10 protein-coding genes and 7 tRNA genes are annotated in these 13,630 nt (G+C 55.5%); 16 read left to right on the top strand and 1 reads right to left on the bottom strand.

Translation table 11 applies throughout. From position 1 onward, the window contains the following. The first annotated feature begins 4 nt into the window (after positions 1–4). From nagC to CSK29544_RS19480, 10 genes are all read left to right on the top strand, one after another. A complete protein-coding gene (gene nagC / locus CSK29544_RS19435) occupies positions 5–1,225 on the top strand; it encodes a DNA-binding transcriptional regulator NagC (RefSeq protein WP_004387184.1) in 1,221 nt (406 codons plus the stop codon). A 62-nt stretch (positions 1,226–1,287) separates the two neighbouring features. Beyond that, positions 1,288–2,040 carry an HAD-IIA family hydrolase gene (locus tag CSK29544_RS19440; RefSeq protein WP_004387185.1) on the top strand — a complete coding sequence of 251 codons (753 nt, stop codon included), beginning with the start codon at positions 1,288–1,290 and terminating at the stop codon, positions 2,038–2,040. A gap of 298 nt (positions 2,041–2,338) precedes the next feature. Beyond that, positions 2,339–4,003: an asparagine synthase B gene (asnB, locus tag CSK29544_RS19445; RefSeq protein WP_007900511.1), complete on the top strand. Its 1,665-nt coding sequence runs from the start codon at positions 2,339–2,341 to the stop codon at positions 4,001–4,003. 247 nt (positions 4,004–4,250) lie between these two features. Then, positions 4,251–4,327: transfer RNA gene (locus tag CSK29544_RS19450), tRNA-Met, on the top strand. A gap of 8 nt (positions 4,328–4,335) precedes the next feature. Further along, positions 4,336–4,420, top strand: a tRNA-Leu gene (locus tag CSK29544_RS19455). A gap of 22 nt (positions 4,421–4,442) precedes the next feature. Next, positions 4,443–4,517: transfer RNA gene (locus CSK29544_RS19460), tRNA-Gln, on the top strand. Positions 4,518–4,553: 36 nt separating this feature from the next. Beyond that, positions 4,554–4,628 (top strand) — tRNA-Gln (locus tag CSK29544_RS19465). 30 nt (positions 4,629–4,658) lie between these two features. After that, positions 4,659–4,735 (top strand) — tRNA-Met (locus tag CSK29544_RS19470). 62 nt (positions 4,736–4,797) lie between these two features. Beyond that, positions 4,798–4,872, top strand: a tRNA-Gln gene (locus CSK29544_RS19475). A gap of 91 nt (positions 4,873–4,963) precedes the next feature. Then, positions 4,964–5,038: transfer RNA gene (locus CSK29544_RS19480), tRNA-Gln, on the top strand. A 223-nt stretch (positions 5,039–5,261) separates the two neighbouring features. Here CSK29544_RS19480 and ubiF read toward each other — a convergent pair. Then, the gene (gene ubiF, locus CSK29544_RS19485; protein WP_085959012.1) at positions 5,262–6,437 is read right to left on the bottom strand and encodes a 3-demethoxyubiquinol 3-hydroxylase; all 1,176 of its coding nucleotides are present in this window, start codon (positions 6,435–6,437) and stop codon (positions 5,262–5,264) included. A gap of 145 nt (positions 6,438–6,582) precedes the next feature. Between ubiF and miaB the strand changes: the two genes are divergently transcribed. The 6 genes from miaB to CSK29544_RS19515 all read left to right on the top strand — a co-directional run bounded on the left by miaB (position 6,583) and on the right by CSK29544_RS19515 (position 13,528). Further along, positions 6,583–8,007, top strand: coding sequence for a tRNA (N6-isopentenyl adenosine(37)-C2)-methylthiotransferase MiaB (miaB, locus tag CSK29544_RS19490; RefSeq protein WP_004387188.1), 1,425 nt, complete (start codon positions 6,583–6,585; stop codon positions 8,005–8,007). 204 nt (positions 8,008–8,211) lie between these two features. Continuing rightward, positions 8,212–9,273 (top strand): PhoH family protein, encoded by a 1,062-nt coding sequence (locus tag CSK29544_RS19495; RefSeq protein ID WP_004387189.1) that lies wholly within the window; start codon positions 8,212–8,214, stop codon positions 9,271–9,273. Continuing rightward, positions 9,270–9,737 carry an rRNA maturation RNase YbeY gene (ybeY, locus tag CSK29544_RS19500; RefSeq protein ID WP_007900519.1) on the top strand — a complete coding sequence of 156 codons (468 nt, stop codon included), beginning with the start codon at positions 9,270–9,272 and terminating at the stop codon, positions 9,735–9,737. Before CSK29544_RS19495 ends, ybeY begins: the two co-directional genes overlap by 4 nt. A gap of 102 nt (positions 9,738–9,839) precedes the next feature. Continuing rightward, positions 9,840–10,715, top strand: a complete 876-nt coding sequence (corC, locus tag CSK29544_RS19505) for a CNNM family magnesium/cobalt transport protein CorC (RefSeq protein ID WP_004387191.1) — start codon at positions 9,840–9,842, stop codon at positions 10,713–10,715. 4 nt (positions 10,716–10,719) lie between these two features. Further along, entirely contained in the window at positions 10,720–12,261 is a 1,542-nt protein-coding gene (gene lnt / locus CSK29544_RS19510) for an apolipoprotein N-acyltransferase (protein WP_029039332.1), read from the top strand. 361 nt (positions 12,262–12,622) lie between these two features. Beyond that, a complete protein-coding gene (locus CSK29544_RS19515) occupies positions 12,623–13,528 on the top strand; it encodes an amino acid ABC transporter substrate-binding protein (protein WP_007900523.1) in 906 nt (301 codons plus the stop codon). Positions 13,529–13,630: the final 102 nt, after the last annotated feature.

Genomic DNA, 13,630 nt, shown 5'->3' on the forward strand with positions numbered 1-13,630 from the left:
AGGCATGACGACTGGCGGACAGGCTCAAATTGGCAACGTTGATCTCGTAAAACAGCTTAACAGCGCGGCGGTTTACCGTCTTATCGACCAGCAGGGACCGATATCGCGCATTCAGATAGCCGAACAGAGCCAGCTTGCGCCCGCCAGCGTCACCAAAATTACCCGCCAGCTTATTGAGCGCGGTCTGATTAAAGAAGTCGATCAGCAGGCCTCGACAGGAGGCCGCCGCGCAATCTCCATCGTTACCGAAACCCGGCATTTTCAGGCCGTTGGCGTGCGCCTTGGCCGCCATGATGCCACGCTGACGCTGTTCGATCTCAGCAGTAAAGTGCTGGCCGAAGAACATTTTCCGCTGCCCGAACGCACCCAGGAAACGCTGGAACATGCACTCCTGAACACCATTGCGCAGTTTATCGACACCTGGCAGCGTAAAATCCGCGAGCTTATCGCCGTGTCGGTGATCCTACCGGGTCTGGTCGATCCGGAAAGCGGCGTTATTCGCTATATGCCGCACATTAATGTGGAAAACTGGCCGCTGGTGGACGCGCTGCAAAAGCGTTTTAACGTCGCCTGTTTTGTGGGGCACGATATTCGCAGCCTGGCACTGGCGGAGCACTATTTCGGTGCAACGCGCGACTGTGAAGATTCCATTCTGGTGCGCGTTCACCGCGGCACCGGCGCGGGCATTATCTCGAACGGCCGCATATTCATTGGCCGTAACGGCAACGTCGGCGAGATTGGTCATATTCAGGTCGATCCGTTGGGCGAGCGCTGCCACTGCGGCAATTTCGGGTGCCTTGAAACCGTCGCCGCAAACGCTGCGATTGAACAGCGCGTGCGCCAGCTGCTTGAACAGGGCTATCAGAGCCGCCTGACGCCCGATGAGTGCAATATCAAAGCGATTTGCAAAGCCGCGAACCGGGGCGATGCGCTGGCCTGCGAAGTTATCGAGCGCGTCGGTCGTCAGCTCGGTAAAACTATCGCTATCGCTATCAACCTGTTTAACCCACAAAAAGTGGTGATCGCCGGTGAAATCGTTGAAGCGCAGAAAGTGCTGCTGCCCGCTATCGAAAGCTGTATCAACACGCAATCGCTGAAAGCATTTCGTAAAAATCTGCCGGTCGTGCCTTCGCAACTCGATCACCGCTCGGCTATCGGCGCGTTTGCCCTGGTAAAACGCGCCATGCTTAACGGATTGTTATTACAGCGTTTGCTGGAAAGTTAACGAGTGACTGTAGCGATTTGCGCTATAGTTACGCCTTTCTGTTCCCTGAGCCAGAGTAGTCCATGACCATTCAGAACGTAATTTGCGATATCGATGGCGTGCTGATGCACGATAACGTTGCGGTGCCCGGTGCCAGCGAATTTCTGACCCGCATTCTTGAGAAAGGGTTTCCGCTGGTTCTGCTGACCAACTACCCGTCACAGACGGGCCAGGATCTGGCCAACCGCTTTGCCTCTGCCGGGATCGACGTGCCGGACAGCGTGTTTTACACCTCCGCGATGGCCACCGCCGATTTTCTGCGTCGTCAGGAAGGTAAAAAGGCCTATGTCGTCGGCGAAGGGGCATTAATTCACGAACTTTATAAAGCGGGCTTTACCATTACCGATATCAATCCCGATTTCGTTATCGTGGGCGAAACCCGCTCCTATAACTGGGAGATGATGCATAAGGCCGCCTTTTTCGTCGCCAATGGCGCGCGCTTTATCGCCACTAACCCGGACACCCACGGGCGCGGTTTTTATCCGGCCTGCGGCGCGCTGTGTGCGGGCATTGAGAAAATTTCCGGGCGTAAGCCGTTTTATGTCGGCAAGCCAAGCCCCTGGATAATCCGCGCAGCGCTCAACAAAATGCAGGCCCACTCCGAACATACCGTAATCGTCGGCGATAACCTGCGCACCGATATTCTGGCCGGTTTCCAGGCAGGCCTGGAGACGATTCTGGTGCTGTCGGGCGTATCGACGATAAATGACATCGACGCCATGCCGTTCCGGCCAAGCTGGATCTACCCCTCCGTCGCTGAAATCGACGTAATCTGAACCTGACGGCCATTAACGATGGCCGTTTTTTTTGCCCTTCCGACAAACCCCTCGTTTAATAAAAGTGCTCTTTTTTTGCCGATTCGCTAAAAACCGCCCTGCTTTACTGACCATTTTTAAATTATCGCTAACGCTCATTGAACTATTTATGGTTTGAACGCTAAAACGCTTGCACAACCTGCACGCTTTGCGGCATTTTCTTAAACAACGACAGAGGCCGAAGCGAAAAAATTGCATAAACCGCAACGCCTCGCAGACAGACAACACAACATTACCGCCAGGGTTAACGGAGTTCTCTATGTGTTCTATTTTTGGTGTGCTGGATATCAAAACCGACGCGGTCGAACTGCGTAAAAAAGCGCTTGAGCTGTCGCGCCTGATGCGCCACCGCGGCCCGGACTGGTCCGGCGTGTTCGCCAGCGACAAAGCCATTCTCGCGCATGAGCGTCTTTCTATCGTGGACGTCAACGCAGGCGCGCAGCCGCTCTACAACACTGAAAAAACGCACGTGCTGGCCGTTAACGGTGAAATCTACAACCACCAGGCGCTGCGCGCGGAATATGGCGATCGTTTCCAGTTCCAGACCGGCTCTGACTGCGAAGTCATCCTGGCGCTGTATAAAGAAAAAGGGCCGGAATTTCTGGACGAACTGCAGGGCATGTTCGCTTTTGTGCTCTATGACAGCGAAAAAGACGCATACCTGATTGGCCGTGACCATATCGGCATCATTCCGCTCTATATGGGTCACGATGAGCACGGCAACTTTTATGTCGCTTCAGAAATGAAATCGCTGGTGCCGGTGTGTCGCACCATTAAAGAGTTCCCGGCGGGCAGCTATCTCTGGAGCCAGGACGGCGAAATTCGCCAGTACTATCAGCGCGACTGGTTTGAGTATGACGCGGTAAAAGATAACGTGACGGACAAAGCCGAGCTGCGCCAGGCGCTGGAAGATGCGGTCAAGAGCCACCTGATGTCTGACGTGCCTTACGGCGTACTACTCTCTGGCGGTCTCGATTCTTCCATTATTTCGGCCATTACCAAGAAATTCGCAGCGCGCCGCGTGGAAGATCAGGAACGCTCCGAAGCCTGGTGGCCGCAACTGCACTCGTTTGCCGTAGGTCTTGAAGGTTCACCGGATCTGAAAGCCGCGCAGGAAGTCGCCAACCATCTCGGCACAGTACATCATGAAATTCACTTTACCGTGCAGGAAGGCCTGGACGCGATCCGCGATGTGATTTACCACATCGAAACCTATGACGTGACCACGATTCGCGCGTCAACGCCGATGTATTTGATGTCCCGTAAAATCAAAGCGATGGGCATTAAAATGGTGCTTTCCGGCGAAGGTTCAGACGAAGTGTTCGGCGGCTATCTCTACTTCCACAAAGCGCCGAACGCGAAAGAGCTGCACGAAGAAACCGTTCGCAAGCTGCAGGCGCTGCATATGTTTGACTGCGCGCGTGCCAACAAAGCGATGTCAGCCTGGGGCGTTGAGGCGCGTGTGCCGTTCCTCGATAAAAAATTCCTTGATGTGGCGATGCGCATTAACCCGCAGGATAAAATGTGCGGCAACGGCAAGATGGAAAAACATATTCTGCGTGAATGTTTCGAGTCTTATCTGCCGGCGAGCGTGGCGTGGCGTCAGAAAGAACAGTTCTCCGACGGCGTGGGCTACAGCTGGATTGATACGCTGAAAGAAGTGGCGGCAAAACAGGTTTCCGATCAGCAACTGGAAACTGCGCGCTTCCGCTTCCCGTACAATACGCCAGCCTCGAAAGAAGCCTATCTCTACCGCGAAATCTTCGAAGAGCTGTTCCCGGTGCCGAGTGCGGCGGAGTGCGTGCCTGGCGGCCCGTCTGTCGCCTGCTCTTCTGCGAAAGCCATCGAATGGGACGAAGCGTTTAAAACCATGAACGATCCGTCAGGCCGCGCGGTGGGCGTACACCAGTCTGCTTACAAGTAAGCGCTGCCAAACGAATAACGGGCCTTCGGGCCCGTTTTTTATGGGTGTAAAGATGCGCGGCCAGGGACGCTGTTTCTATTGAATTAGTGGATAATTCGCCTGGAATCGCCGAATATTGCATCAAGCTGTTCGCAAGCTAGTCAAACAGTCACTTTACGTCGATTTTCGCCAAAAAAGGTGTTGACGCTTCCAGGCCCAATACGCATAATGCGCCCCGCAACGCCGATAAGGTAACGCGAAAAAAGATGGCTACGTAGCTCAGCTGGTTAGAGCACATCACTCATAATGATGGGGTCACAGGTTCGATTCCCGTCGTAGCCACCATCTTTTTTGCGGGAGTGGCGAAATTGGTAGACGCACCAGATTTAGGTTCTGGCGCCGCAAGGTGTGCGAGTTCAAGTCTCGCCTCCCGCACCACTTCGTAATTGCGTTGCACGGATGGGGTATCGCCAAGCGGTAAGGCACCGGTTTTTGATACCGGCATTCCCTGGTTCGAATCCAGGTACCCCAGCCATATTTCTTCGACTTTTGCGTTTTACGCAGCAGTCGTTGGGGTATCGCCAAGCGGTAAGGCACCGGTTTTTGATACCGGCATCCCCTGGTTCGAATCCAGGTACCCCAGCCAGTCGTTATGTCTGGTAAAGCAGTACACTTTGGCTACGTAGCTCAGCTGGTTAGAGCACAGCACTCATAATGCTGGGGTCACAGGTTCGATTCCCGTCGTAGCCACCATATTTAAAGCGTCTTGCATTTTTTATGCGGGATAGCGCGAAGTAAAATTCGCAAGAGTTTCTTGGGGTGTCGCCAAGCGGTAAGGCAGCGGATTCTGATTCCGCCATTCCGGGGTTCGAATCCCTGCACCCCAGCCACTTTGAAGAAGCGGTTGGCAAGAAGCTAAACGCGCTGGTTAAAGGTTCTTTATTTCTTCCTTTAACTAACAATTCAGCACCAACATTTTGTTGGGGTGTCGCCAAGCGGTAAGGCAGCGGATTCTGATTCCGCCATTCCGGGGTTCGAATCCCTGCACCCCAGCCACTCTTTAAAAGCCTGCTTTCGCAGGCTTTTTTCTTTTGTGCGTTTCCTGTTTCTGTCTATACGTGCAACAAAGTCACGTTGCCATTCAGACACGCAATCCCCATAAAAAAGCCTGCACAGGCAGGCTTCTTAAATAAGCAAATTTTCACTGTAAGGCGACAACGACGACAACGCCCCGGTTATCAACCCTTAATGCACCTTAAAGCATGTTGTAACTAAGGCGTCATAAACCGAGCGCATACCGCAGCGCCTGGCGTTTCAGCACGCCTGAGCGCTGGGCGGCGATAAGCCCAAGATTGCGCAGCACGCGCAGCGGTTTCAGTTTCGCAGTAAACCCGGCATGGAACAGATCCATACCGCTTTGCATCAGCAGGTTATCCGGCATACGACGACGCTGATAGCGCTTAAGCACCGCGCCGGAAGCCCAGTCTTCCGCCGCATTGCGGGCATCAATCACCACCTTCAGCAGCGCGTCCACATCGCGATAGCCGAGATTCACCCCCTGCCCCGCCAGCGGATGAATGGTATGCGCGGCGTCACCAATCAGCGCGACGCCCGGCAGCACATAACGCAGCGCATGGCGACGCACCAGTGGAAACGCGCCGCAGGCGACCGGCGTCACGCGGCCAAGCCGGGCAGGAAATGCGGCGGCTATTTCACGGCCAAGCTGCGTCATGGTCATCGCCTGAAGCTGACGAACACGCGCCGGGCGGTCATACCAGACGAGCGACGCACGGTTATCAAACAACGGTAAAAACGCATGCGGCCCGTTCGGGGTAAAGTGCTGCCAGGTGCTGTCGCCGGGCGGCTGGTCACATTCCACGCTAATCAACAGGCATGACTGCTGATACTGCCAGGCGTTAACGCCGATGCCTGCCCATTTACGCACCTGCGAGCTGGCACCGTCCGCACCGATCACCAGGCGCGCCTGTAAGGTGTCGCCATTAGTAAGCGAGAGCTGATACCCGTTTTGCGACGGCGTCATCTGCGTGAGCGTCGCCGGGCACAGCAGTTGCGCCGCCGGATGCGCCTCCAGCGCCTCCCACAGCGCGCGTTGCAGCACGCTGTTTTCTACCATATAGCCCAGCTCCGGCAGTTGCAGTTCATCGGCGCTGAATTCAACCCGCGCCTCGTTCCACTCCCAGGTTTCGAGGCGGCGATAAGGATGCGCGCGCATCTCAAGCACGCGCTGCCAGACGCCCAGCCCGCGCAGCAGATCCACCGACGCGCAACTGATCGACGAGATCCGCACATCCGGCGGGTTTTGCGGTGAAAACGGCGGCGGCGCGGCATGTTCCACGACGGCGACCTGAAAGCCATTTTGCGCAAGCCCAAGCGCGGCGGCGGCACCCACCATGCCCCCGCCGACAACGACGACTTCAATTGGTTGATTTGTCATGGTCATTTCATCCTTAAGCAATCTCCCTTCAGTTTACCGGATTTTTCGCCGCCTGACGTCTTTGCCTCGCCACTGGTCACGAACCCGTCAAAGCATTACAATACGCGGCCAAAATGAGTGGCTTTAACTGAGCAATGGCAAGTCAATGACAAAAAAACTCCATATCAAAACCTGGGGCTGTCAGATGAATGAATACGATTCATCGAAGATGGCCGATCTGCTGGAAACCACGCACGGCTTTACGCTGACCGACGTGGCGGAAGAAGCAGATATTCTGCTGCTGAATACCTGCTCAATCCGCGAGAAGGCACAGGAGAAGGTTTTCCATCAGTTAGGTCGCTGGAAAACGTTAAAGGAAAAGAACCCGGATGTGATTATCGGCGTGGGCGGCTGTGTAGCGTCTCAGGAAGGTGACCATATTCGCGATCGCGCCCGCTACGTTGACATCATTTTCGGGCCTCAGACCCTGCACCGCCTGCCGGAAATGATCAACCAGGTGAAAGGCACGCGCAGCCCGGTTGTGGACATCAGCTTCCCGGAAATCGAAAAATTCGATCGCCTGCCTGAGCCGCGCGCGGAAGGCCCGACGGCGTTCGTTTCCATCATGGAAGGCTGCAATAAATACTGCACCTACTGCGTGGTTCCGTATACCCGCGGTGAAGAAGTGAGCCGTCCGAGCGATGACATCGTGCTGGAAATCGCCCAGCTCGCCGCCCAGGGTGTGCGTGAAGTTAACCTGCTTGGCCAGAACGTGAACGCCTGGCGCGGCGAAAACTACGACGGCACCACCGGCACGTTTGCCGATCTGCTGCGTCTGGTCGCGGCGATTGACGGTATTGACCGCATCCGCTTCACCACCAGCCACCCGATTGAATTCACCGATGACATCATTGAAGTCTATCGCGACACGCCGGAGCTGGTGAGCTTCCTGCATCTGCCGGTACAGAGCGGCTCCGACCGCGTGCTGAACATGATGGGACGCACCCACACGGCGCTGGAATATAAAGCCATTATCCGCAAGCTGCGCGCCGCGCGTCCGGATATTCAGATTAGCTCCGACTTCATCGTCGGCTTCCCTGGCGAAACCCAACAGGATTTCGAACAGACCATGAAGCTGATTGCCGAGGTGAATTTCGACATGAGCTACAGCTTTATTTTCTCCGCGCGTCCGGGTACGCCTGCCGCCGACATGGTGGATGACGTGCCGGAAGAGGAGAAAAAACAGCGTCTGTACATCCTTCAGGAGCGCATCAACCAGCAAGCGATGGCGTGGAGCCGCCGTATGCTCGGCACGACCCAACGCATTCTGGTGGAAGGCACGTCGCGTAAGAGCATCATGGAGCTTTCCGGGCGTACCGAAAACAACCGCGTGGTGAACTTCGAGGGCTCGCCGGATATGGTGGGTAAATTCGTCGATGTGGAAATCACGGAAGTGTTCCCGAATTCGCTGCGCGGCAAGGTTATCCGCACCGAAGACGAGATGGGCCTGCGCGTGGTGGAATCGCCGGAATCGATCATCGCCCGCACCCGCAAAGAAAACGAACTCGGCGTCGGGATTTTCCAGCCATAATCCGTTCTCTCACGTATGCCGCCCTGGCGCGGCATACGCTTATTTTTACACCATCCGTGCTTGTATTCTGAAGGCGTCACCCAAATATCCGGGTTGTCGCTTGCGCCTTTTTCCCTCGCCGTGAATAATTTCTCTCAGGCCCTGTGAAAATCAGCAGGCATTTTTATTCACCTTAACTGGCCCTGAGTGACCAAGAGGACAAGTTTGAATATCGAAACTCGTGAATTTACGCTGGAACCGGCAGACAATGCCCGTCTGCTTAGCCTCTGTGGACCCTTTGATGACAACATCAAACAGCTTGAGCGCCGCCTCGGCATCGAAATCGCCCGTCGCGACAACCATTTTAAACTGACCGGCCGCACGATTTGCGTCAGCGCGGCGGCGGATATTCTGCGCCATCTGTACGTCGATACCGCCCCGATGCGCGGCGAAATCAAAGAGATCGAGCCGGAGCAAATTCATCTGGCCATTAAAGAATTTCGCGTGCTGGAGCAGAGCGCCGAAAGCGTGCCGGAGTACGGCAAAGCGGTCAATATCAAGACCAAACGCGGCGTGATTAAACCACGCACGCCAAACCAGGCGCAGTACATCGCGAATATTCTCGATCACGACATCACCTTCGGTATCGGCCCTGCCGGTACGGGTAAAACGTATCTTGCGGTCGCGGCCGCCGTGGACGCGCTGGAGCGCCAGGAAATTCGCCGTATTCTGCTGACCCGTCCGGCCGTGGAAGCCGGTGAAAAACTCGGCTTCCTGCCAGGCGATCTCAGCCAGAAAGTGGACCCGTACCTGCGCCCGCTGTATGACGCACTTTTTGAGATGCTCGGCTTTGAGCGTGTGGAAAAGCTGATGGAGCGCAACGTCATTGAAGTCGCACCGCTGGCTTACATGCGCGGCCGTACGCTTAACGACGCGTTCATTATTCTCGATGAGAGCCAGAACACCACCATCGAACAGATGAAAATGTTCCTGACCCGTATCGGCTTTAACTCCAAAGCGGTGATCACCGGCGACGTCACGCAGATTGACCTGCCGCGAAACCTGAAATCCGGCCTGCGTCACGCCATTGAGGTACTTTCGGAAGTCGAAGAGATCAGCTTTAACTTCTTCCACAGCGAAGACGTGGTGCGCCATCCGGTCGTCGCACGCATCGTCACCGCCTATGAAGCGTGGGAAGAGGCTGACCAGAAACGCAAAGCCGAACAGGCCGCGGAACGTAAACGTGAAGCCCAGGCGCTGGCCGCGGGCGCGCAGGAGAGTAAATGAGTCAGGTGATCCTTGATTTGCAGGTGGCCTGCGAAGACACCACCGGGTTACCGGACGAGGCGCAGTTTCAGACATGGCTGAATGCCGTTGTGCCGCAGTTTCAGGAAGAATCAGAAGTCACGGTACGTCTGGTGGATGAAGCGGAAAGCCATGATTTAAACCTGACTTATCGCGGTATGGACAAACCCACCAACGTGCTGTCGTTCCCGTTCGAAGCGCCGCCTGGCATCGACATGCCGCTGCTTGGCGATCTGATTATCTGTCGTCAGGTGGTCGAGCGCGAAGCGCGCGAACAGGAAAAGCCGCTGGAAGCCCACTGGGCGCATATGGTGGTGCACGGCAGTCTGCATCTTCTGGGCTATGACCATATCGAGGATGACGAAGCCGAAGAGATGGAAGGCATCGAAACCGAGATAATGCTTGCCCTGGGCTTTGACGATCCGTACATTGCCGAGAAAGCGTAATCTGTGCGGCAGCCCGCTGCCGCCAGTGATTTCTACCGCCGTGGCGTGAGTTTTCCGCCACGAGCGAGACATAAACCAACATGAGAACCCTGAATTAACGCCATGAGCGACGACAACTCACACAGTAGCGACTCACTTAACAAAAAGGGATTTTTCTCCCTCCTCTTAAGCCAGCTGTTCCACGGTGAACCCAAAAACCGTGACGAACTGCTAGAGCTTATCCGTGATTCCGAGCAGAACGAGCTTATCGACCAGGATACGCGCGACATGCTTGAAGGGGTAATGGATATCGCCGACCAGCGCGTGCGCGACATCATGATCCCCCGCTCTCAAATGGTCACCCTGAAACGCAACCAGAGCCTTGATGAATGTCTTGACGTCATTATCGAATCGGCGCATTCACGTTTCCCGGTGATTAGCGAAGACAAAGATCACATTGAAGGGATCCTGATGGCCAAGGATCTGCTGCCGTTTATGCGCAGCGATGCCGAAGCCTTCAGTATGGATAAAGTGCTGCGCCCGGCGGTTGTCGTGCCGGAAAGCAAACGGGTTGACCGGATGCTGAAAGAGTTCCGCTCACAGCGTTATCACATGGCTATCGTGATTGATGAATTCGGCGGCGTATCCGGGCTTGTGACTATCGAAGATATTCTTGAGCTCATCGTCGGCGAAATCGAAGATGAATACGACGACGAAGAAGATATCGATTTCCGTCAGCTCAGCCGCCACACCTGGACCGTGCGCGCGCTGGCTTCCATTGAAGATTTTAACGATACCTTCGGCACCCAGTTCAGCGATGAAGAAGTCGACACCATCGGCGGTCTGGTGATGCAGGCATTCGGTCATCTGCCTGCGCGCGGAGAAACCATCGACATCGATGGTTACCAGTTTAAAGTTGCCATGGCGGACAGCCGTCGTATTATCCAGGTCCACGTCAGAATGCCGGAAAACTCGCCGCAGCCTAAACTGGAAGACTAATGGAATGGCTCTTGCCTTAATGATTGAACGCCAGCGCGTGCGTCTGCTGCTGGCGCTGCTTTTTGGTGCCAGCGGAACGCTGGCCTTTTCCCCTTACGATTTCTGGCCCGCCGCCCTTATTTCGCTGATGGGCTTACAGGGGCTTACGCTTAACCGTCGCCCGATGCAAAGCGCCTGGATTGGTTTCCTCTGGGGGCTTGGCCTGTTTGGCAGCGGCGTGAACTGGGTCTATGTCAGCATCGCCCAGTTCGGCGGCATGCCGGGGCCGGTCAACGTGGCGCTGGTCGTCCTGCTTGCCGCGTATCTGTCGCTCTATACCGGTCTTTTCGCAGGCGTCCTCTCGCGCCTGTGGCCGAAAACCAGCTGGCTGCGCCTGGCGATTGCCGCGCCAGTCGTCTGGCATCTCACCGAGTTTTTACGCGGCTGGGTGCTGACCGGCTTCCCGTGGCTGCAGTTTGGCTACAGCCAGATAGACGGCCCGCTGAAAGGCCTGGCGCCAGTGATGGGCGTTGAAGCCATCACCTTTTTACTGATGGCAGTGAGCGGCCTGCTGGTGCTGGCGATCGAGCATCGCGCCTGGAAGCCTGCCGTCTGCGCGCTCGTGCTGTTCGCGCTGCCCTTCCCGCTGCGCTATATCCAGTGGTATCAGCCGCATGCCGAACGCGCGATAAACGTCGCGCTGGTGCAGGGCAATATTCCGCAGTCGATGAAATGGGATGAGCGCGAGTTGATGAACACGCTGCGGATTTACTTTAACGCCACGCGCGAGCAGCTCGGTAAAGCCGGGTTGATTATCTGGCCGGAATCCGCCATTCCCGATTTAGAGAGCAATCAGCAACCGTTCCTGCACGATCTGGACACTGTGCTTCGCGATAACGACGCGACGCTGATTACCGGCGTGGTGGATGCGCGTCTTAACGAGAAAAACCGTTACGACACCTACAACACCATCATTACGCTCGGTGCCGGTACGCCATACAGCTACAACTCCGCCAACCGCTACCATAAAAACCATCTGGTGCCGTTTGGCGAGTTCGTGCCGCTGGAATCGATTCTGCGCCCGCTCGCGCCGTTCTTCGATCTGCCGATGTCCTCTTTCAGCCGCGGCCCGTATATGCAGCCGCAGTTACAGGCGCACGGCATGAAGCTCACGGCGGCGATCTGCTACGAAATTATTCTCGGCGAACAGGTTCGTGATAACTTCCGCCCGGATACCGATTTCCTGCTGACTATCTCGAACGACGCGTGGTTTGGCCACTCTATCGGTCCGTGGCAGCACTTTCAGATGGCGCGTATGCGTGCGCTGGAGCTGGCGCGTCCGCTGCTGCGCAGCACCAATAACGGCGTGACGGCGGTTATTGACGCTAACGGTAATGTTCAGTCGATCATCCCGCAGTTCACCCGCGAGGTGTTAAATGCCTCCGTTACGCCCACCAGCGGGCTGACGCCGTATGCCCGTTTTGGCAACGCGATTATCTGGATAATCGTTGCGCTGGGCGGTTTCGTCTCCGTGCTGATGAGCCTCGGCAGACACAGACGTTCGTAAATTACCGCTCCATTTCCCCTAAAAAGGTCAGCTATGCTGGCCTTTTCCTTTTCTGGCACACCCTTTGCTTTAGTTAACCCAATGATTTAGCTGAAACGCCCTGTCGGGCGGCGCAGGCGCGTGATGTGCACCAGCAGCGATCTTTTGCGGCACCACTTTAGTGCAACACCGCATTTTTGCCTCTCATTGGTGCGGCGCGCTTCGCAAAAATAAACAAATTCACAGCAAATTATTTACATCCAGCCAGGCTAAATGGTACCAACACGGTACTAACGCTGCTGGCGGGACGGCAGGATATAACAACACACATTCACAATTGGGTATCAATGGCGTTTCTGGCGCCGCGATAAAGGAGTTGGATATGCAGTTACGTAAACTGACCGCAGCAATGCTGGTAATGGGTCTGAGCGCAGGTCTGGCCCATGCGGAAGACGCAAGCGGCGGTCAAAGCACGCTGGATAAAATCAAAGCGAACGGCGTTATTGTTGTCGGCCATCGCGAATCCTCAGTTCCTTTCTCCTATTACGACAACCAGCAAAAAGTGGTCGGCTATTCGCAGGATTATTCCAACGCTATCGTTGAAGCCGTGAAGAAACAGCTCAACAAGCCGGATCTGCAGGTCAAAATGATCCCGATTACCTCGCAGAACCGTATCCCGCTGCTGCAAAACGGCACCTTTGATTTCGAGTGTGGCTCCACCACCAACAACCTGGAGCGCCAGAAACAGGCGGCTTTCTCTGACACCATTTTCGTCGTAGGTACTCGCCTGCTAGTGAAAAAAGGCGGCCCGATTAAAGATTTCCCGGATCTGAAAGGCAAAGCGGTCGTTGTAACTTCCGGCACGACGTCAGAAGTGCTGCTGCATAAGCTGAACGACGAGAAGAAAATGGACATGCGCATCATCAGCGCCAAAGATCACGGCGACTCCTTCCGTACCCTGGAAAGCGGCCGCGCGGTGGCGTTTATGATGGATGACGCCCTGCTGGCTGGCGAGCGCGCGAAGGCGAAGAAACCGGACAACTGGGAAATCGTCGGCACGCCGCAGTCCAAAGAAGCCTATGGCTGCATGCTGCGTAAAGGCGACGAGTCTTTCAAAAAGCTGGTAGACGAGACCATCGCCAAAGCACAGACCTCAGGCGACGCAGAGAAGTGGTTTGATAAATGGTTTAAAAACCCGATCCCACCGAAAAACCTTAACCTGAACTTTGAGCTTTCTGACGACATGAAAGCCCTGTTCAAAGAGCCTAACGATAAAGCGCTTAACTAATTACAACCATTAAGGGGCGGGTCACCCAGCCCTCATGATTGAAGAAGCAAGCCCGGACAGACTATACGTCGGTTGGCCGTTCCCCAACCGGCGCGAACAGAG

This window comes from Cronobacter sakazakii (assembly GCF_000982825.1).
GTDB lineage: Bacteria > Pseudomonadota > Gammaproteobacteria > Enterobacterales > Enterobacteriaceae > Cronobacter > Cronobacter sakazakii.